Genomic DNA, 20,001 nt, shown 5'->3' with positions numbered 1-20,001 from the left:
ACTCCCCCGCAAGCAACCCAGTCTGTCGGTTTCTGCTCGTCGCTCGCGCCGGGCTTCCCCCATAAGCTGGAGGGGGGATGAGGAGAATGACTAAAGTTGGTCATGGGTAACCGATCTTGACAGCCGCCCGTCATGAAACCCGTCCCGACAAGGCAAACCAGAAGTAGGTAAGTTCTTTCCACTTAACGCGCCCCACAAGCTGGCGTGGTTTTCATCCAGTCGTTCGTACACTGCCCCGTCCACCGATAGCCCTTTCCGATCAGGCAACTCTGGAATGCTCTGTCTTTCCTGCTGTATTCTCCAAGCATGGGTTTTGTGTCACCACGCTCAAGTTGCGGGCTAAAACTCCCACGCACAGCGCCTCCACAGGCAACCCAGTCTGCCTGTTTCTGCTCATTGCTCAGACCGGGCTTTTCCCAGAAGCTGGCGTAGGGAGGGTCGTGCCGAACTGGGGGTGCCCCATCCAAAATAATGCAACTGCTCGTAATCAACCCAGCCCCCACAAGACAACCCGAAAGGAGGTAAATTCTGTTCATTTAAGGCGCACTACAAGCTGGCTCAAATTTCGGCATATTGCCGGTACACTGGCCCGCAAACCGATAGCCCTTTCCGATCAGGCAGTGTTGGAATATCCTGCTTGCTTTAATGAAAAACACAGCGGAGTCTCCACCGGACTGTTGATTGAATTGCGGGCGAAACCGTCCATTTTTCCCCTCCGCAAGCAACCCAGTCCTCCTGTTTCTGTTCCTCGCTCACACCCGGTTTTTCCCAGAAATCAGAGTAAGAGGTAGGAGGGTAAGCGTACCGTTCATACACTTCACCGTGCTGGACGAAACATAGAATAGGACAGCACCCGGTAATCAAACCCACACCTACAAGGCAACCCAAGAGTCCGTAGATTGTTTACATTTATGGCGCACCACAAGCTGGCTCAGTTTTTGCCATGTCATGGATACACTGTCCCGTAAACCGATACCCCTTCCCGATAAGACAACGCTGAAGCTTCCTGTTTTCTCTGGCAAAAAAAGCCCCGGCGTCTCCATCGGACTTCCGGTTATAAGGCGGGTCAAAAAGCCCGTTTCTTTTACCTCCGCAGGCAATCCAGTCGTCCCGTTTCTGTTCCTCGCTCACGCCCGCCTTTTCCCAGGAATCGGAGTGAGAGGTCGAGGGGGAAATGGCTCGTTCATACGCTTCGCCGGTCGGTGCGCCGTCCAAAATGATGCAACCGCTGGTAATGAACCCGGCCCCGGCAAGACAACCCGAAAGAAGATATCTTTTCATTTCAGCACCTGAAGGATCGCGGCTATCGCATTCCAGACCTGCGGCGGCAGCGCCGTTGCCGCCGCAAAGGGCGTTGCTGGCAGAATCGCCGCATCCGACCAGATGTTATGTGCGGTTTTTTCAGCGGACGACATGCTCCGTTTGGTATTGCCCTGATCGTCGTACAACCCGGCAACTTGTCCTCCAATAAAATCATGCGTTCCCGCATACGCCTCAATAATCTGGTCCACTAGACCGCCCGGCGGATACTGGATACCCGCCAGCGTCCCCGTTGTACCCTGAATCCCGCCCGTCAGTCCCGCGACCGATTGCGCCTCTGAACTCGCCAGATAATCTTCCACCGTGTAGCCCGGCAAAAGCTGAGGCTGGCCAAGGCCGTTCAATACAAGATTGTTGTCCGCATCATGCACACACGCGCTGTTATCCCGACCACAAACACTGTCCAGCGACAGCCGCGTCCCGCCGAGCTTGACGCCATCCCCGTTCACTCCTGCACTTTCCCCTGACAGGTTCGTCAGCGTCTCGCCAGTGCTATCCACCACCCCCGGAAACAGCGACGAATTCTGGATCGACGCCTGACGCATCAGGTCCGCTGCCTCCGACAGGACGCCCTGCGCGGCTGCCGCCGTCACCTGACCCGACACCACACCAATCAGCACATTCAGCATCCGCTGGTCGGTGTTCAACTGGTCGAGCTGGCTTTGAATCTGCGCCTTCTCGTCGGGGGCCGTCGCATCCTTCAGCTTCTGCTGTAAATCCGCGCGCTGCCCCGTGACGTAGTTGCTCAGCGCCGTGCTTGCCTGCTCGCTGAACTGCTGCGTGATCTTCACCTGAGCGTCGATTTCTGACTGGACTTTTGCCGCATCGAAGATCGGCTTGATTCCGCTTTCCTGATCGCCGGTCCGCGCCGCCTCGTTGCCCGCGATGCCGCTGATCCCCGAGCGCGTCACGCTGTCCGCACTGCCATCGCGCTGCGCAAAGCCCGCGCTAGAAGCCCCCGGCGAGAGGCCTCCGTCCAGGCTCACGACCGGCCCGATATTGACACTCATCCCCGTCCCTTCGTAATCGGCGTGATTCTGGATATCGCTCATCGTCAGCGATCCTGTCGAGAAATGATTGCTCCCATCCTGCACTGCCGCGTCGGTGCTGGTGATGACACCGCCTTGCAGATCCGTGTTCCCCTGCACGCCAACCTGGAAACCGCCCTCGCCTGCGTGGATGCCCGACTGTTCGTTGACGCTCGCGTAGTTGCTCTTTATCTTCGCCAGGCTCGCGCTCACCGACCCGCTCGAATTGCCAGCGCACAGCGGTGCGCACACGCTAACCGACACGCCCGCACCCTCGTTCTTCGAGTGGTAGGTATCCGTATCCTGGAGGCTGTGGATGTTCAGATTGCCGCCCACGTCAGCAATCACCTGGTTACCCGAAGCAACGGCACCGATCAGGTTCGTGTCGCCACCCGACTGGATCGCCAGCGCATTGCCGGCCGTCACGTGCGTATTGGTCCAGGTTGACGAATCGCCATCCGCGTTGCCACGATTGCCCGATGCGGCCGCCGTGAATGCAAGGCCGGTTTTGGAGCCGACCGACAATGACACGCCGACGCCGACGCTTCCACCACTGCTATCGCTCTGCTGGCTGGCCGTATTCTGCGCGGCCAGCAGGTTGACATTGCCCTGTGCAGCCAGCAGCGCGTCATTGCCCGCCGAAATCGTGCTGCCGACGACATTGATGTTGCTGTCGACGCCTGCCCCCGACGCAGCAACCGTCACGTTGCGGCCAGCGGATACCGTGCTTCCCGCGGCGGTGCTCGACTGCGAGGTACTGCTGCTGTGCTGGCTGCTGGCTCCCAGCGAAACGTTGATGCCGACCGTCGTGGCGGCCTTGACGGGGTCACCGCCAACCGCATCGTAAGCATTCTTCGCCGCCAGCGCGGTCGTTTCCCCGGCGAGAGCGAGCAGGCGGGGATCGCCGTTGACATTCTGCGCGGCGCTGGTCATCTGCGTGGCAGTCTGGATCGCGGAGACGACCGGATTCGTGATACCGACGGTGAGGCCCGCAGAATGATATTGCTGCTGCTGCGACTGCGAGGCCGTATCGTAGGCCGCATCGATCGTGACGGTTTTGCCCGCCATGGTCACGTCCTGGCCCGCATGAAGCACGCTGCCCGTGACGTGGAGATCGTTACCTGCCGTGATGTTCAGGTTCCCATCGAGCGAACCGATCATGCTCGCATTGTTCGTGACGCCCGACTCCTGGTCGGTCTGGGCGACCTTGCTGCTACCTACCGTCACCGACAGCCCGCTCGTGGCCAGGCCCGAATGCTTCTCCTGATACGTGCCGGCAGACTGCATAGTGTCCTGCGATGTGGTGATGGTCACATCGTGCGCGGCACTCAGTGACACGTCGTTTGTGCCGACAATCGCGCTGCCCGCCACGTTGATATCGTGGCCGCTGGCAATCGTCACGCCGTCCGCCGAAATCAGGCTACCCTGCGAAAGCGTCGTGGTCGTGTCGCGCGAGCTGGCAACCTGCGTGCCGCTCACCACGTTGCTGTGGCTGTGCGTCTCCTGCGAGTTGCTGACCTGCGTGGCGGTGGCCGCGCCGATATTCACGTCGCCCGCCGCCGCCAGGTTCGCATTGCCCTGGCTGAGTTCAATCGCGCTGCCCGTCACGTTGATGTTGTGGCCCGACACCACGTTCAGCGTGTCGCCGCTGGTCAGTGTCGTGCCGGTCAGCGTCTGGACGGACGTATGCGAGGACTCGGCGTAGCTGCCATGATGATCGCTGCCGGAGCTGTTGCTGTCGATGGTCGAGGTGGTGGTGGCGGCCTGCAACGTCACGTCACCTACCGCCGCGAGTGTCCCGCCACCGGCCAGGTTGAGGTTCGCGCCGGTCGCCGTCAGGTTGCCGCCCACGCCAATCTCGGAAACCCCGCCAACGCTCACGGAACTGCCAGTTGCACTGTTGAGGTTCGTATCCGATACGCCGTTCGCGCGCTCGACCACCTTGTGCTCGCCGGTCTGCACCGTGCCGATGTCCCAGTTGCCGCCCACGGCCATGCCGAGGTTGCCGCCCACGTTGAGGTTGCCCGCGTTCTGCTCGAAGTTGCCGCCTGTGACGATCAGGGCATCGCCCGCCACGTTCAGGTTCGCGATGGGACCGAGCGTGGTGGAGGTTCGCGTCGCGCCCGTCGCGCTCACCTGGTCCACCGTGTTCGTGGCCGTATTCAGGAGCAGGTTGCCGCCCGCGTTCAGCGCCAGGCTCCCGGCGTTCACCGTCGCCGAGGTCAGATCCACATTGCCCGTCGTCGCCAGCGCCATGAGGCCGCCGCTTTGCAGCGTGCCGAAGGCGTTGTCGATGGACTGGCCGTTGACCGTGAGCGTATTGCTGGCCTGGACCGTGCCGCTGTTCGAGAAGGTCTGCGCGTTCTGCAGATCGATGTCGGTCGCCGCGATGAGCGGCCCGTTCAGGTTCTGCTGGCTGGCCTGCGCGAGATAGACGACCGGCACCAGCACGGACTGCCCGTCCACGATCTGCGTCTGCAGGATGACCACGTTGCTGGTGAGTGCGGCCACCTGCTCCGCCGACAGGCTCATGCCGAGCGGCAGGTCGAGTTGCTGCGCCAGCGCCGCGCCCGAGGCCAGCAACGCCTCATACATCGCCTGTGTATCGGTGTAGGGGCCGGGCACGGCCTTGCCGGTAAGCGACGTCATCTGGTTCTGCACGAGCTGCTGCTCGTACAGGCCGTCGCCCAGGCGCTTTTCTACACTCTGCGGATTCAGGCCCAGCTGCTGGAGGTAGTAGTCGCTCGACAGGAACGATTTCGCGTTCGTAAAGGCCGGGTTCGACTCGATGAGGTAGGTGGCGCCCGGTGTGGTCGCCGGCCTGAACAGGCCTCCCTGCGGAATCGTCAGGTTGGCGAGGACATTGACCGCCGTGGCACGCGCAATGACCGGATCCACCTGGGTGGCACTGCCGCCGGGCGAGTCGACATTGACGCCCGTCACCGACTGGCCCGGCGCGAGGCCGAGCGACGGAATGCCCGCGTTGCCCGCCGTGTTCTCGATGCTCACGCCCGTGCCGGCGAGCGTACCGCCCGCCACGAACGTCGATTCGTAGGCCGGCAGGGCGTAGTAGCGGATATCGGCGGGAGCGGCCTGGGTATAACCGCCCGGATGGCTGGTGACAAACCCGGCATCGCCGAACGGTAGCTGCCAGTTGTGTTCGCTGTTGTCGTAGTTGTCGTAGTGATACTGGCCGGAATAAGTGACCTGCATCCGGGGCGCGGCCTGGCCCTGCCAGCTGTCCTGGTCGAGCGTGGCGGGCATCGCGATGTTGCCCACTGCCGCGACCTGGCTCCAGTAGTTCCAGAACAGGCCGACCGACGAGGCATCGAGGTCGCCGCCCGAAATGATCTGCGCGGCCGGACTGATGGCCGAAACCAGGTTCGCGAGCGCCACGCCGGTATATGTCGTGTACTGGTACGTGCTGTTCCACTGGCCGCCATGCGGCGGATCGGTCGGCACGCCACCGATCATCGACGGGTCGCCCGTCGAGCCCAGGACCTGCGGATGGCCAGGCTCGCACGCCTGCATGTAAGTGGCTGTACAGCCCGACAGGCTGATGCCGAGCTGCTCCAGCAGGGCTGGATCGACCGCCTCACTGTTGGCCCCCGTGGTCGTCATCACACGCCGCGTGTTGGTGACCTGGTTCGCGTAAAGCGCCATGTCGCCCGAGGACTGGATCAGCCCCGACTGGTTCTTGATCAGGTTCGCGTTCGTGTAGTTGCCGTTCGCATCCCTGCCGCCTGCAAGGACAACCTCGCCAAGTCCAAAGATCGCGGTGCCCGCCTGCGCGTCGGTGGCCGTCGTGTCGTCGCGGTTCTCGATGTCGGGCGCGAGCAGTTCGAGCGTCCCGTTACTGTCCGTCGCGCCAATGAGCGCCGTCGGGCCCAGGTTGGAAATGACACGGGTCGCGTTGAGCGACACGCTGCCGCCCACGACGGCGCCAGTGTTTTCCAGCGTGTTCGAGTGTGTGGTGAGCGTGCCGCCCGCCATCATCGTGCCGCTGTTGGCGATATCGCCCGCGTCGATGCCGAGGTTATTCGCCGCCTCCAGCAGCGCGGCGTTGGTGAATGTGCCGGGCAGCGTAAAGGTCAGGTCGTGACCGGCGTTGAACTGCACATCGGGCGCGGGTGCGAAGTCGCCCTGCATGGCAATCGCCACGTCATTGGCCGCGCCGTACGTGCCGCCGCCCGTGAGCGTCGCCGCGTTCACGGCCAGATCACGGGTCGCACCGATCTGGCCGTTGGTGTTCGTGAGCGCGCCAGTCGTCGCAATGGCGACATCGCCGCCCGAACCGGCCAGGTTGCCGATATTGCCGCCCGTGTTATCGAGCGTACCGGCCTGAACCGAAACGTTCGCGCCACTGACTGCGCCACCCTGGGTGTTCGAAATCGAGGACGCATTCACGGCGACGTTGCCGTTGCCCGTGATGAGGCCGTTGCTGTTGACGATCTGGCTGCCGCCCTGCACGGTCGTGTCGCCCGTGCCGAGGTTGCCGACGATACCACCCGTGTTGTCGATGGACGCGGCCAGCACCGCGAGCGTGCTGGCGTCGCCCGCGGCGCCCGTGCCGGACTGGATCTGGCCGTTCGTATCCGTCAGCGCACCGCCGCTCGCGAGGGAAATGGACGACAGCGACCGCACCACGCCCTGCGCGTTGTTCACATCGCCTGCAATGGAAGCCGCGAGGTTGCCCTGAGCAGCGAGCACGCCGCCCGAGTTGTCGAGGCTGCCCGCCTGCGCTACGAGCTGTCCCGCCGCGATGATCTGGCCGCCCGCGTTCGAGAACGTTCCCGCGCCGTTGCCCGGTGCAATCGTCAGCGTGCCGGTCCCGGCGGCGAGAATCGTGCCCCCGTCGTTGTTGAGCGTGGCGGCGCCAAGCGTAAGGTCAGTGCTGTTGGTCTGGAGCGTGCCGCCCGCCGAATTGTCCAGCAGCCCGGAGACGGCGACGTTCATCGCGCCGGTACCCGTCTGCGTGATCGTGCCCGCATGATTGACGACGTTCGTCGCGTTCAGCGACAGTTGCGCGGCCTGCGTGGTCCCCGAACTGTTGTCGAGCGTCGCCGCGGTGACGCTCGCCGCCTGGCCCGCCACGATCGTGCCGCCGCTGCTGGTCAGTTGCGCCCCCGCGTTGACCGTGGCATTGCCCGCCGCCTGAAGCGCGCCTGCGTCGTTGTTCAGGGACTGCGTGTCGACCTGAAGGTCCGTCTGCGCACTCACCGTACCGTGATTGGCAACCGTGCCGCCCTGAAGTGTCACCGCGCCATTGCCGCCGATCACGCCGCCCTGTGCGCCGGTGGCGGTCGTGCCTGCGGCGTTCGTGAGCGCGCCCGTGGTCGTCACCAGGAGGCCATCGCCGCTCAGGGAGGTGATGCGGCCTGCCGTGTTATCGAGGGATGCGCCTATCACGCTCAGCCCTGCGGCGCTCTGCATGGTCCCCTGGTTGTTCGCGATGGCGCTGCCGTTCACCAGCATGGCGCCCTGCGAGACAAGCGAGCCCCCCTGGTTTGCGATCTGGCCCGACGCCTGTGCGGCGAGCGCCCCGTGCGATGAAATCCCGCCGCCCTGGTTCGACAGGCTGCCCGCGTTGAGCGTCACGCCGCTGCCGCCCGTGAGCGTGCCACGGTCGTTGACCAGCGCGCCTGCTGCCTGCGCGTTCACGGCGCCGCCCGCGCTCGTCGTCGCGCCAGTGAGGTTCAGGTCGCCCGCGCTCGCCGCCAGCGACAGGTTGCCGTTGGCGGCCGTCTCGCTGCCCGCGAGGTTCACGCCGCTACCCGCGAGCGTGGCGTGACCGCCTGCCACGTTCAGGCCGGTTGCGTCGAGCTGGCCCGACGCCGCGACCGACAGGTCACCGCTGTTGCCAACCGAGCCGTCGCCGTTCACGCCCGCGCCGAGCGTGCCGGTCGAACTCACGCTGCCCGCGTTGACGGACGTGTTCTGCTGTGCCGCGAGCGTGCCGCTGTTCGTGACTGCGCCGCCCGTATTGATGGCGGTATTCTGCTGCGCGTAGACGGTGCCGCTGTTCGCAACGCTCGCGGCGTTGATGCCAACGTTGCCGCTCGCGTTCATTGTGCCCGACTGCACAAGCTGGCCCGAAGCCGTGAGCGTGAGGTCGCCCGCCTGCGCGGCAAGGGTGCCCGCATTCGCCACCCCGACGCCGTTCTCGGTGCCGATCAGGGTGATGCGGTTCGCGTACATGCCGCCCAGCTGCGACACGTCGATGGATACGCCCGGCACGGCACCTGTGCCCGCGATAGCCGTCGGATTCAGGCTCGCGTAGTCGACGCGGTTCGAACCGGTCATGACATTCAGCGTATTCGCGTAGATCGCCGCATTGGCCTGCACCGCGCGCGCCAGCAGGTCAACCTGGTCAATGTTCGAGGCGTTCAGGCCCGCGCCCTGGACGGTGATGTTGCCCTGGGTGACGTCAAATCCGGCGAGGTTGCCGCTGCCGTCGAAAACGGGATTGCCGGTGGTAAGAATGCCGCGCGTGGTGTTGATGAAACCGCCGCCGTCCACCAGGATGCCAGAGGGGTTGGCGATCACCACGGTCGCCTTCTGGCCCGCCACCTCGACGAAACCGCGTAACTGCGACGGATTGTTGCTGTTGACCTGGTTGACGATGAGCTTCGCGGCGTCGTTCGCCCCGAAGTTAGGATTGCCGTTGATCTGCCCCGCGAGCTGCGTGCCGGTGATGACGGGTGAATTGTTGAGAATTGCGCCTTTTTGCGATACATCAAACTGCGAATACGTATTCATTGACACGCCAGCCCCGGAGGGCCTGTTCACGTCGACCTGTGGAATGCCATTCGCGGTATTGATGACATTCGGCGCATTGGCGCCCGAGGGCACAATCTGCGCATCCGCAAGGGCAGGTGCGAGTCCGAATACAGCCAGTGCGGCAAAGGCCACATGACGCATGGCGAAAAGCGTGAACGATTGCAGTGCGACGGATCGAAGGGCTTCACCGCGACTGGCATTACCGTGTGCGTGTGCGGTTGCAGTTTCCGAAATCGCGACGAGCATGCCCCGCAGCCTGCTGAACACCAGCCGGTAAGCATTCCTGTTCATTATTCTTTGTCACGAGAAAGGACCATGGAGACCCATATACTCGCGCAAGATATGAAAGGGAAATGTTAACTAGCGCCAAAAATTGATCAGACGCAAATGCCCGCCATCGGTTTTGGTTTTCCCGGATTGACACCCGATTCAGGTGAAAGCACTTCAGCGCCCGGAATTGGGTTTGGACTGCCACACTTACCACCCCTGCTACACGTTGCCCGGTTGGACCGCGATCAATAGCACGAATAGCAGGGATAGTGGTAGCAACCACCTGTGGACCATGCTGCCCGCCGACAGGTAGGGTTGCTCGAAAGGGAATGCGGGGAAGTCTCTCAGTTTCACAAAGGAGCCGGCGAAGACGCCACACTCGATCTTTTCCGAGTGCTTCAAGGAATCCCCCAGTATTCCCTTCTACTTATTGATGAAGTCGAGGCGTCTCTGCATCCACAAGCCCAGAGACGGCTTATCAGGTTGCCGAGCGCGGCGTTATTGATCTTCCTCCGTTGGAGGAATACCGCGACAACCTCAATCGGCCCGCGCACGAGTACCAAATCGGCAAGCGCGATAGCTACGTCATCGTCGCGCAGCTTTCGCCCGAGTTCACCGGGCGCCTCGTGGAACGTTGGCGCGAGCTTGAGGCCAAGGTTGCTGCATCACAGCCAGCACGCGTGCTCTCGACTGCCGACAGGGCGCCGCTATCGAGCGCCTCGAAGAATCTCGACCAGGCAACGACCGTGCTCCCCGCGCAACCCGCCGGCAGCGAAAACATCACGCACGCGCGCCATCGTCGCCGGATTGTGGTACGAACTGGGCTCGCAATTCGAGGTTGTTTGCGATACCGAGTGCCCAATCGCGCCAGCGATTGTATTCGGCGTGTGCCGCTAGATTCTTCGGTGACACGTTTGCCTCCATCGCCGCAACGTACTCCCGAACCACGCGGGCAGCGTGCCACTTCTGAGCGTTTTCGATTAACTTGTCGCGCCGCGCGCGCTCCGCCGCAAGTTCGCGATCCGCTTGCTGACGCTCCACATGAGCCGCCTCGAAAGCCAGATCGGTACGGCGCCTCTTTTCCCAGAAGGCGACCATTACAGCGTGAGACGTCTCAAGTTTCGACATCACCTCGGGAAGGCGCTCGATCAGACCAGCAATACTGGACTTCTCTTTGAATTGCAACCGCGCGTCGGAGTGCTCATTGAGCAGCAGTTCAAGCCATCCGGTACCAATCGTTCCGGCGCCACTGATCGACCTTCGTTCGGCCTCCGAGAGGAGGCTTGTGTTCGCGCGGAAACTCGGCTCAACAATGCGCAAGCCTGAGGCCGCACCGTCCCGGGAAAGGTCGATCCGCGTGCACCGCCATCCCATCGAAATATCGAAACCGCGAGAGCGAGCCGCCTTGCATGTCGCGTCGAGGATAAGCATCGCGCGCTCATAGGTCGCCGCGGTGCACCGAATTGCCCGGGCATCGTACGCACGTATTTCCTCAATTCCTGGCGCCCTTGGGAAAAAGGCCTTCCACGATGGATAAGAGTACGTGCCGGCGGCATGCTTCGCCCCCTTGCTGCCGTACAGTGTGTCAAATCGATCTTTGACGCGCTTTGCGAAAGGTCCCAATTGTTCATCGTTGCCTCTGCTCCGAAATGACGCCGGGCACAGCCACAAGCCAGAAAGGTTCGGCCGCATTGCCAGACAGGATACGGATCAGGCTGCAGGCAGCGTTTCGGGCGCGCACGATAGAGCCGAAATTCGCCATTCCCAAGTAATACCGCGCGTAACGACTTCGAATCGCTTACGATTGCTTTACCTCCCGCATCGCTCTCATTGTTACCGGGAAGGGCACGAAGAAGAGGGGCGCGGTTCAAGGCGCAACTCGTCGTTGCGCCGGGTTCATTGATAGGATGCGGGCGTCACCACCAATGTGGCGTGGTTTTTCGAGGGAGCCACGCTCGCCCCCAGTGGGGGGCAGATACCTACCGGGCGAATCGCGCGTGCGGGCACGTAGGCATCAGTCTCAGCGTGCGCGATGGGTGCACGCGCATAGCTACGCGCAGCCTCTCGCGCGTGTCCCCGCCAATGTCTTACTTCAACCACATGCGGATGTGGGTTTCGTCGCCGTCATCCCCCACGTAGCCGTCCATATCGCTGTCCACCGGGATATCGAACCCCGAGCGCTCGGCGCCAGCGAACAGGAATTCGCGCACCCGCGCGTCGTCAAGGTCAAGGGGCGTAGCGTCGACGGGCACGAAGGGCGCCGCGAACCTCACAGCGGACGACACGTACAGATCTACCCCGTTTGGTCGTCGCTCTATCACCACTTCGATTTGCCGCAACGAGCCGTGCATTGCACGGTTAGCCCTCTGAACAATCATGTCCTCGGTGAGAGCATCGAGGTAGCTCGCGCTGTCCTTCGCCGCTAGAGTGAGCCACGCGTCGAGCGTGCCGAAGAACCCGGCGCATTGCTGGCGGAGGCTTCCGAAACTCTCGCTCTGCGCGCTACACCCGAGGCCCGGCATTGCCCGTCCGCCTTCCTGCTCGAAACGCATCAGGAACGACTCAACGATGTTTGCCAGGTCGCTGACGGGGCAATCATCCGTGTCCTCACGGAGATGCTTCAGGTACGCATCAGCCATCGCGGCACCAACCTCGAAAGCATCGTCGCCATGACACGTTGTCGGAACACCCCAATAGGGCGCAGCAACCGCGGAGCGTGGTCCGGCAACGAAGGGCAGGCGTTCTAGGCCAAGGGCGTTGTCCTTGTATCTGAACGGATGGCAACCCTTTCGGGGGCGGGTTGTATCGACAGCGTCGGCGTTATGCATACGGCGGACTCCTTTGTGTTTTGAGGAGGCCCGCCGCTCATTTCCACATGAGGGGTGGCGGGCCTGACGACGAGGGGTGGAAAACCGGCCACAAAGGAAACCGGCCCAGCCGAAGCTGGCCCTCGCCCGACCCGCCATTGAAAATTGACGCGCAGAGCGTAGCGCAGACGAAAAAATAGCCGCAGTCGCGGCGGCTCGTCCGCCTTTGTGACATCGGGTTTCCACGCCCGGCCGCTGTTGTTTCAGCGACGCACTAACGATAGCGAGGGAAGCCCAACGCGCCAACTGCCCGCAATCAATCTCTGGTTGCATCTTCCCGCAATGGTTTGATTGCGAAACCACTATCGTCAATCGCGCCATCCATAGGCGATGCGCGAGATCCAGATGAGCGTCATTCATGGAGTACTACCAGTAGCGGCTCACGCCCGGACTGAACCCATCGCCATCGCTCTCGCGCGCCCACTGCTCGCCGTACTCGCGCGATGTCAGCAGGCGTTCGACGGTCTGCCACGTGCTGTTGAAACACGCTTGGTATACGTTTGCCTGCGCATCGATGCCGCGAATACCCTCAACGGTTTCAGCGCAGTGCGCGGCGATGCGGGCCTCCGTGTTGCGGTCGATAAGTTTGCCTCTATCGGCTAGATGCGCGAACGCCGGATAGAGCACGATGAAGGAGCCGATTAGCAATGCGACTGTGGATAACTTGGGGTGGCGCTCAATGAATTTCATAGCTCGCGTTGCCAATCACCGACGGTTGCGGATGTGATGGGTGGTTGCTCAATTGTGGCGCCATCCTCCTGATTTGTCTCGTGGGAGGAGCGTCGTTCGCGGAAACGACGCGCCCGAAACTATCGCAAACTAACGGTAGATCACGTGCCCCGTCTTCGTGTCGAGGTACGGCAGGCCTTTCTTCGCCGGGTTGCCCCCCCTTGAACGGGTTGTCAGTCGTGCCGGTCGCCCCCCGGCACCACCGCGAGCACTCGACTCACCGTTCCCATAGATGGTGTTCATCGCGTCGTCGATAGCCTTGCGCTTCTTCTCGGCGGGCTGGAGGCTGAACGAGGCATCCTTGGACATTTCGATGGTGAGTTGTCGGCGGGTCTCTTCCGGCGAGAAGCCGCGCTTGAACTCGTTTGCGCCGAGCATCCGCGGCAGCGCGTCGCGGATTTGCTGGTCGGAGTAGCCGGCCGCGCGTAGAGCGTCTACCTTCGCGCCAAGCTCGTCCGCAACCGTGTTGCTGCGGTTCTGCGCGTCCAGCTTGCTCTTGTTCGTGTCGCGCGCGATGTCGTTGCTGGCCTTCTGCGTTTGCAGCGCCACGCGCCCGCCCTGCCGTGCGTTCTCCACCGCGAGGTCGCCCGCGAGCTTGAGCCGCGCCTCGCCAACCTTCCCGGCGGCCTTCGCGGCGGCGGCGTCCTTCGTCTGCTGCGCCTTGTACGCGGCCTCGAACATCTGCGGGGGCGAGAGCGCGGCCAGGCCCATGCTCATCATCTGGTCCTTGCCGATGAACGTCGAGCGCTCCTCGCGCGTGACGTCGTTCTTGAGCTTCACGTTGAAGCCCGTCACGTTGCCGACCTTGTCCTTCACGACTTCGCGCGAGGTCGCCGTCGTGCCGTCCGCGAATTCGTTGTAGAGGTCCATCGCGTGCTGGCCCATCGCCTCGACATCGCCCGTCTGCGACGCGCGCCACATCTTCGCCCACGTCTGGAGATGCTTCTGGCTTTCGTTCTTCGCGGCCCAATGCCCGAGGCACCAGAATGCTTTCCGGCAATATCCGCCGGAATCCTGAAACCCGCGCAAGCTCAACGCTTCGCGGGTTTTTTGTTGCCGGCCCGAAGCCGGCACGCCCTTGTTTGGACGAAGATCAAGCGTCCTGCGGATGCCGCACGGCGTGCCGCGCCCCGCTGCTATCGTTGTCGAAGTTATTGAGATAGCAAACCGGGAGCGCACGATGGACCGCATTTTCATGACGCGAGAGGAAGCCATACGCATCCTCATCGAGGCCCACGAGTCCGTCTCCGGACGCGCCGCCGCAACGTTGATCCGCTCGAGCGCAGACCGATCCGCCAGGCTCGAAGCGCTGGAGCGGCTGCTGCTCGACGTGCGCGCGGGCCGGGTCGATGAATTTCGCACTTGGCCAGAGGACAGCACCTGCGTCTCGATCACCGACTGACGCAGGTCTGCCGCACGCGCCTCAGCGCAAATTCGTCTGCGCCAGCTCCACCACCTCGTCGCCGCGCCCGCTCAGCACCGCACGCAGCATATAGAGGCTGAACCCTTTCGCCTGCGCCCACTGCAGCTTCGGCGGCATGGCCAGTTCGTGCTTCGTCGTCACCACGTCGACGAGCGCCGGCCCTGCGTGCGAGAACGCCGCGCGCAACGCCTCATCGAGCGCTTCGGACGTCTCGACGCGCACGCTGAAGAGACCCGCGCCTTGCGCGATATCCGCGAAGTTGGTGGCCGCCAGATCGGTGCCCGTCTCCACGTAGCCGCCTGCCTTCATCTCCATGGCGACGAAACCGAGCGAGCTGTTATTCAGGACAACGATCTTGATCGGCAGGTCAAGCTGGCGCGCGGTGAGAATGTCGCCCAGCAGCATCGAAAGACCGCCGTCACCGGAGAGCGAGACCACCTGGCGCCCAGCATGCGCTGCCTGCGCGCCGAGCGCCTGCGGCATGGCGTTCGCCATCGAGCCGTGGTTGAACGAGCCGTGCAGGCGGCGCCGGCCGTTCATCGTCAGGTAGCGCGCGGCCCACAGCGTGGGCGTGCCAACGTCGACCGCGAAGATGGCGTCGTCCTCGGCGAGCGCGTCGAGACGCGCCACCACATACTGCGGATGCAGCGGCTTGCCGGCGGCCGCCGGGCGCGCGAGTTCGTCGAGCCCCTTGCGCGCGTTCGCGTAGTGCTCGCGCGCATGCTCGAGGAAGCGCCGGTCGGTCTTGCGCGTGAGCTTCGGCGTGAGCGCGCGCAACGTCTCGCGTACATCGCCGATGAGCCCGAGCGCGAGCGGCGCGCGTTTGCCGAGCGCGGCCGCGTCGCGGTCGATCTGCACGATATTCGCGTGCTGCGGATAGAAGTTGCGATACGGGAAGTCGGTGCCGAGCATGACGAGCGTGTCGCACGACATCATCGCGTGGTAGCCCGAGCTGAAGCCGATCAGTCCGGTCATACCCACGTCGTAGGGGTTGTCCCATTCGACGTACTGCTTGCCGCGCAGCGCATGCACCGTCGGCGCGCCGAGCGCGTCCGCGAAGGCCACCACTTCGTCATGCGAGCCCTTGCAGCCGCTACCGCACAGGAGCGTCACCGCCTCGGAGCGATTGAGCAGCTCGGCGAGCCGGTCGATATCCGCCGACGAAGGCAAGGTCGCCGGACGCGCCGCCTGGGCCCATGCCGGCTCCTCGTCGGATGCGTCCAGAAGCGCCACGTCGCCGGGCAGCACGATCACGGCGACGCCCTTCTGGTCGATCGCGGTGCGCAGCGCGGTGTCGAGCACGCGCGGGAACTGCGAGGCATTCGTCACCAGTTCCACGTAGTGGCTGCACTCGCGGAAGAGTTCGGTCGGGTGCGTCTCCTGGAAATAGCCGAGGCCGATTTCCGTCGAGGGAATGTGCGCCGCGATCGCGAGCACCGGCGAGCGGTTGCGATGGCAGTCGTAAAGACCGTTGATGAGATGCAGGTTGCCGGGCCCGCAACTGCCCGCGCACACCGCGAGTCGGCCGGTCGCCGCTGCCTCGGCGCCCGCCGCGAAGGCGGCGACTTCCTCGTGCCGCGTGTGCATCCAGCGGATCGTGCCGAGCTTGCGCAGGCTCGCCGACAAGCCGTTCAGGCTGTCGCCGGTCACGCCCCAGATGCGCTCGACGCCGACTGCCTCGAGCGTTTTCGCCAGATGATCCGCGATTGTCTTCGCCATGGTGTTCTCCACGTGAGCCGTATGGCGCAGCGCGCGCACCGGGGCCGGGCGCTGCGCGAGAAGAAATGTGGGGGCAAGGATTCAGGCGTCCGGGGCCTGCCACTGCGCCGGACCTGCGAATGCCCTGCGTTACGTTACGCCATCCGCCCGAAATACGCGGTCAAGCCGTGCGAAGCGGACAGGCGGCGGGCACGGCGGCGCGGACCACGTCGCCACGGATAAAATAGCCGGCTCTACGCTGTCCGCCGTCCGTCATGAATCTCGAAAGCATCCTCTTCACCCAGGGTTTCGGCTCACGCCGCCAATGCCGCGCGCTCATCGCCGACGCGCGGGTCGCCGTTGCGGGCGAACCTTGCAGCGACCCGCTCGCCACGTTCGACACGGCCGGCCTCGTCTTCAGCGTGGACGGCACGCCGTGGCCGTTTCACGAGCGCGCCTACATTGCGCTCAACAAGCCCGCGGGCTATGAGTGCTCGCGCGATCCGCAGCATCACCTGAGCGTGTTTCATCTGCTGCCGCCGCAGTTCGCGCAGCGCAACGTGCAGTGCGTGGGCCGCCTCGATCAGGATACGACCGGCCTCCTGCTGCTTTCCGACGATGGCCAGTTCGTCCACGCCTTCACGTCGCCCAAACGCAAGGTGCCGAAGGTCTACGTGGCGAGTACACGCCATCCGCTCGACGACACCCAGCTCGATGCCCTGCGTGCAGGCGTGCTGCTGCACGGCGAGCGCGAGCCGATTGCCGCCGTCGCCGCCCACGCACGTACGGACCACGAGCTGGAGCTGACCGTGCTCGAAGGCAAATATCATCAGGTCAAACGGATGGTGGCCGCGGCCGGCAACCGCGTCGAGGCGCTCCACCGCGAGCGCATCGGCGGCTTTTCCCTGCCCGCCGGTCTGGCACCGGGCGCCTGGCAATGGCTCGACGCCGCGGCGCTCGACGCGTTGCGCAACAACGGGTAAACCACCACCGGGCGGCGCGGGCACCCGCCGCTCAGTGCGTTGACACACCGATGCTTGCAAACAGGCATCGTTTTCGCCGCGCCGCAGCATGTCCTTGCCGAGCTTCCGCCCTATACTCGTCTCAAGAACGATTACAAGTTGCAAGGAGGGGCATCATGATCATCAACGGCTCATTCGAAATTTCATTCGTGTTGATGGCCTTCATGGCGCTAGGGGCGGTTCTGATTGGGGGCCTGCTCGCGTCGATGCATATGCGACATCAGTATCATCCGAACCTCATCGGGGCGCTCATCGGAGCGCTATTGTGCTTCCTCCTGCTCGAAGCGCTGCCGGCCATCACGTGAACGGCACGCTTTGCGCCGCGCCGCCCGCCCGCAGTCACGGGTGCGGCGGCAGCGTGCGCAAGAACGCATCTACGTCGGGATAACGCAAACGCACGCGCAGTTCGCGCTTGAGGCGCGTATTGGCGAGCCGTCTCGACTCCCGCATGAACGACAGCAAGACCGGCTCGAGTTCGCGCTCGGCCTCGGCGCGGCTCACGCGTGGGGCGCGCGCGAGGCCGAAGGCATCGGCTACGCGGTCGAAATACTCGCCCATCTTCAGTTCGCTGTTGTCTGTCGCGTGGATCGTGCGCCCCGGGCGGCCGTGCGTCGCGAGGCGCAGGAGAATCGCCGCGAGGTCGTCTGCGTGGATGTGGCTCGTGTAGACGTCGTCGCTCGCGATGAGCGCCGGCGTGCGCTTCTCCAGCCGCGCCAGCGGCAGGCGGTTCGCCGCGTAAATGCCGGGAATGCGCGCGATCGTGGCGCTGAGCGCGCCGCGCGCCGTGGCGCGGCGCAGTTGCCGTTCGGCCGACACCCGGCGGATGGCGCGGGCGTTGGCGGGCTGCACCGTGCGTGTTTCGTCGATGCGCGCGCCGCCGCAATCCCCGTACACCCCCGTCGTGCTTGCGTAGACGAGCCTCGGGCGTGCGAGGCGCCTGCGCCGGCCGCGGGAAAACCGCCGGATGCGCTCGGGTACAATGACGGATGCTCCAAAGGCTGCGGCATCGCCGACAGCGCTGCGGCGCATGCGGTCCACGAGGCAATGCAATGGGGGCCGCAAGGCGCGCGGCGCCACGCCCGCCAGCGCAGGCCGCGACACCGCGCGACGCCGCGCCGCGAGCGCTGCGATCAGGCGGCGCGTGCGCAGGTCGTCGTCGCCGGATTTTTGCGGGGGCGCGAGGTGCAGGACGGTGCCTGCCAGGCCCGCGATGCGCGCGAGACTCGTGCGCGAATCGAGGTCGCCGCGCACCGGCGTTGCACCCGCGGCCCGCACCGCGTCTGCGCGCTCGGCACGGCGCGCGAGCGCGAATACGCGCGCGCGGTCCGGCCGCTCGCGCAACTGGGCGACGCCGCGCAGGCCGACGTCGCCGCAACCGACAATCAGGATGCGCGCACGGCGCAAGGTTCGTGTGGCAATCATGGTGGAACCATTTTAGCGGCCCGGGCCTCGCGGCGAAGGCCGGCAAGCAAACGCGGCGACCTGACCAAAGCGACCCGCGCCCGGAATCAACCCTCGGATACAGACTTACGCTTCCCTGAATATGGCTTTCAACGTAACGCTCAAGCAAAGCGGCCGGCAATTCCAGGTCGAGCCCGACGAACCCATTCTCAACGCGGCCCTGCGTCAGGGCATCGGCCTGCCTTATGGCTGCAAGAACGGCGCATGCGGCTCGTGCAAGGGCACGGTCTGCAACGGCGAAGTGGAGCAGCGCGCCCACGCGGCTTCGGCGCTTTCCAATGACGAAAGAACGCGCGGCATGGCCCTCTTCTGCTGTGCGACGGCGCAAACCGACCTCGAAGTCGATATCCGCGAAGTGGCGGGCGTGGGCGACGTGCAGGTGCGCAAGCTGCCTACCCGCATCGCCGCCATCGAGCGCCGCGCCGACGACGTCGTCGTCCTCAAGCTGCAGTTGCCCGCCAACGAGCGCCTGCAGTATCTGGCCGGCCAGTACCTCGAATTCATCCTCAAGGACGGCACGCGCCGCAGCTACTCGATGGCGAGCGCGCCGCACGAGGAAGGCCCGATCGAGCTGCACATCCGCCACATGCCGGGCGGCAAGTTCACCGACCACGTCTTCTCGCAGATGAAGGAGCGCGACATCCTGCGCTTCGAAGCGCCGCTCGGCACCTTCTTCCTGCGGGAGGATTCCGATAAGCCGATCGTGCTGCTCGCCTCCGGCACCGGCTTCGCGCCGCTCAAGGCGATCGTCGAGCACGCGGTCCACAAGAACCTGAACCGCCCGATGACGCTCTACTGGGGCGCGCGCCAGAAGAAGGACCTGTACCTGATGGATCTCGCCGAGCAATGGGCGAATGAGATCCCGAACTTCCGCTTCGTGCCGGTGCTCTCCGAGCCCGCCGCCGGCGACAGCTGGACCGGCCGCACGGGCTTCGTGCACCGCGCCGTGATCGAGGATCTGCCCGATCTGTCGGGCCACCAGGTCTATGCGTGCGGCGCGCCGGTGATGGTGGAGTCCGCGCAGCGCGACTTCACGCAGCACCACGGCCTGCCCGACGACGAGTTCTACGCGGACTCGTTCACGAGCGCCGCGGACCTCGCGAACGCCGTCTGAAGCCGGCCCGAGCGGGTCGTTGCGTATGCAATGCATCGCCCCGCCGGGCAGCCGTCACGAAAAATTCTTCGGCCGCCTGGATAAATTCGGCACATTGATGGTTTACATCGCCATTCGGCTTGTCGTATTCTTGCGCCCATGAACTGCATCCTGTCCGCCCTTCGACGTCGCCGCTCGCCCCATCTTTAGGGCCTGGCTACTCGCGGACGCGCGTTGCACTTCTCAACGCACAGCAAGTTCGAATCACGAAAGCCACGGCCAGTCCGTGGCTTTTTGTTTTTCCGCCGTA

Annotated in this window: 13 protein-coding genes; 5 read left to right on the top strand and 8 right to left on the bottom strand. The window is 64.1% G+C overall.

Going from position 1 to position 20,001, the window contains the following annotated elements:
* Nucleotides 1-909 precede the first annotated feature (909 nt).
* Entirely contained in the window at nt 910-1,281 is a 372-nt protein-coding gene (locus tag AB4Y42_RS10430) for a hypothetical protein (protein WP_368687694.1), read from the bottom strand.
* Entirely contained in the window at nt 1,278-9,419 is an 8,142-nt protein-coding gene (locus AB4Y42_RS10425; RefSeq protein ID WP_368694114.1) for a hemagglutinin repeat-containing protein, read from the bottom strand. The genes AB4Y42_RS10430 and AB4Y42_RS10425 overlap by 4 nt, the downstream gene beginning before the upstream one ends.
* A 264-nt stretch (nt 9,420-9,683) precedes the next feature.
* On the opposite strand from AB4Y42_RS10425, the gene AB4Y42_RS10420 reads away from it, so the two are divergent.
* Nucleotides 9,684-10,295, top strand: a complete 612-nt coding sequence (locus tag AB4Y42_RS10420; protein ID WP_368694113.1) for an AAA family ATPase — start codon at nt 9,684-9,686, stop codon at nt 10,293-10,295.
* Here the strand turns inward: AB4Y42_RS10420 and AB4Y42_RS10415 are convergent.
* The 4 genes from AB4Y42_RS10415 to AB4Y42_RS10400 form a co-directional block, all read right to left on the bottom strand.
* Nucleotides 10,179-10,829: a hypothetical protein gene (locus tag AB4Y42_RS10415; protein WP_368687692.1), complete on the bottom strand. Its 651-nt coding sequence runs from the start codon at nt 10,827-10,829 to the stop codon at nt 10,179-10,181. The two genes, AB4Y42_RS10420 and AB4Y42_RS10415, sit on opposite strands and share 117 nt — an antisense overlap.
* Nucleotides 10,830-11,485: 656 nt before the next feature.
* A complete protein-coding gene (locus AB4Y42_RS10410; RefSeq protein ID WP_368687691.1) occupies nt 11,486-12,226 on the bottom strand; it encodes a hypothetical protein in 741 nt (246 codons plus the stop codon).
* Between the two features lie 405 nt (nt 12,227-12,631).
* Complete coding sequence (locus AB4Y42_RS10405) at nt 12,632-12,955, bottom strand: hypothetical protein (RefSeq protein WP_368694112.1); 324 nt, start codon at nt 12,953-12,955, stop codon at nt 12,632-12,634.
* A gap of 129 nt (nt 12,956-13,084) precedes the next feature.
* Nucleotides 13,085-14,023 carry a hypothetical protein gene (locus AB4Y42_RS10400; RefSeq protein ID WP_368694111.1) on the bottom strand — a complete coding sequence of 313 codons (939 nt, stop codon included), beginning with the start codon at nt 14,021-14,023 and terminating at the stop codon, nt 13,085-13,087.
* A 151-nt stretch (nt 14,024-14,174) separates the two neighbouring features.
* On the opposite strand from AB4Y42_RS10400, the gene AB4Y42_RS10395 reads away from it, so the two are divergent.
* Nucleotides 14,175-14,396, top strand: a complete 222-nt coding sequence (locus AB4Y42_RS10395; RefSeq protein WP_368687688.1) for a hypothetical protein — start codon at nt 14,175-14,177, stop codon at nt 14,394-14,396.
* Between the two features lie 21 nt (nt 14,397-14,417).
* Here AB4Y42_RS10395 and poxB read toward each other — a convergent pair whose 3' ends face one another.
* The gene (gene poxB, locus AB4Y42_RS10390) at nt 14,418-16,136 is read right to left on the bottom strand and encodes a ubiquinone-dependent pyruvate dehydrogenase (protein ID WP_368694110.1); all 1,719 of its coding nucleotides are present in this window, start codon (nt 16,134-16,136) and stop codon (nt 14,418-14,420) included.
* A 254-nt stretch (nt 16,137-16,390) separates the two neighbouring features.
* Here poxB and AB4Y42_RS10385 point away from each other — a divergent pair, with 254 nt between their 5' ends.
* Complete coding sequence (locus tag AB4Y42_RS10385) at nt 16,391-17,098, top strand: pseudouridine synthase (RefSeq protein ID WP_368694109.1); 708 nt, start codon at nt 16,391-16,393, stop codon at nt 17,096-17,098.
* 155 nt (nt 17,099-17,253) lie between these two features.
* Nucleotides 17,254-17,442 carry a hypothetical protein gene (locus tag AB4Y42_RS10380; RefSeq protein WP_042260822.1) on the top strand — a complete coding sequence of 63 codons (189 nt, stop codon included), beginning with the start codon at nt 17,254-17,256 and terminating at the stop codon, nt 17,440-17,442.
* Between the two features lie 34 nt (nt 17,443-17,476).
* Here AB4Y42_RS10380 and AB4Y42_RS10375 read toward each other — a convergent pair whose 3' ends face one another.
* Nucleotides 17,477-18,559 (bottom strand): NAD-dependent epimerase/dehydratase family protein, encoded by a 1,083-nt coding sequence (locus AB4Y42_RS10375; protein ID WP_368694108.1) that lies wholly within the window; start codon nt 18,557-18,559, stop codon nt 17,477-17,479.
* Between the two features lie 121 nt (nt 18,560-18,680).
* Here AB4Y42_RS10375 and AB4Y42_RS10370 point away from each other — a divergent pair, with 121 nt between their 5' ends.
* On the top strand, nt 18,681-19,712 hold the full coding sequence (locus AB4Y42_RS10370; RefSeq protein WP_368694107.1) for a CDP-6-deoxy-delta-3,4-glucoseen reductase: 1,032 nt from the start codon (nt 18,681-18,683) through the stop codon (nt 19,710-19,712).
* Nucleotides 19,713-20,001: the final 289 nt, after the last annotated feature.

Source organism: Paraburkholderia sp. EG286B (assembly GCF_040965655.1).
GTDB lineage: Bacteria > Pseudomonadota > Gammaproteobacteria > Burkholderiales > Burkholderiaceae > Paraburkholderia.
This window is presented reverse-complemented; position numbering and strand designations above follow the sequence as displayed.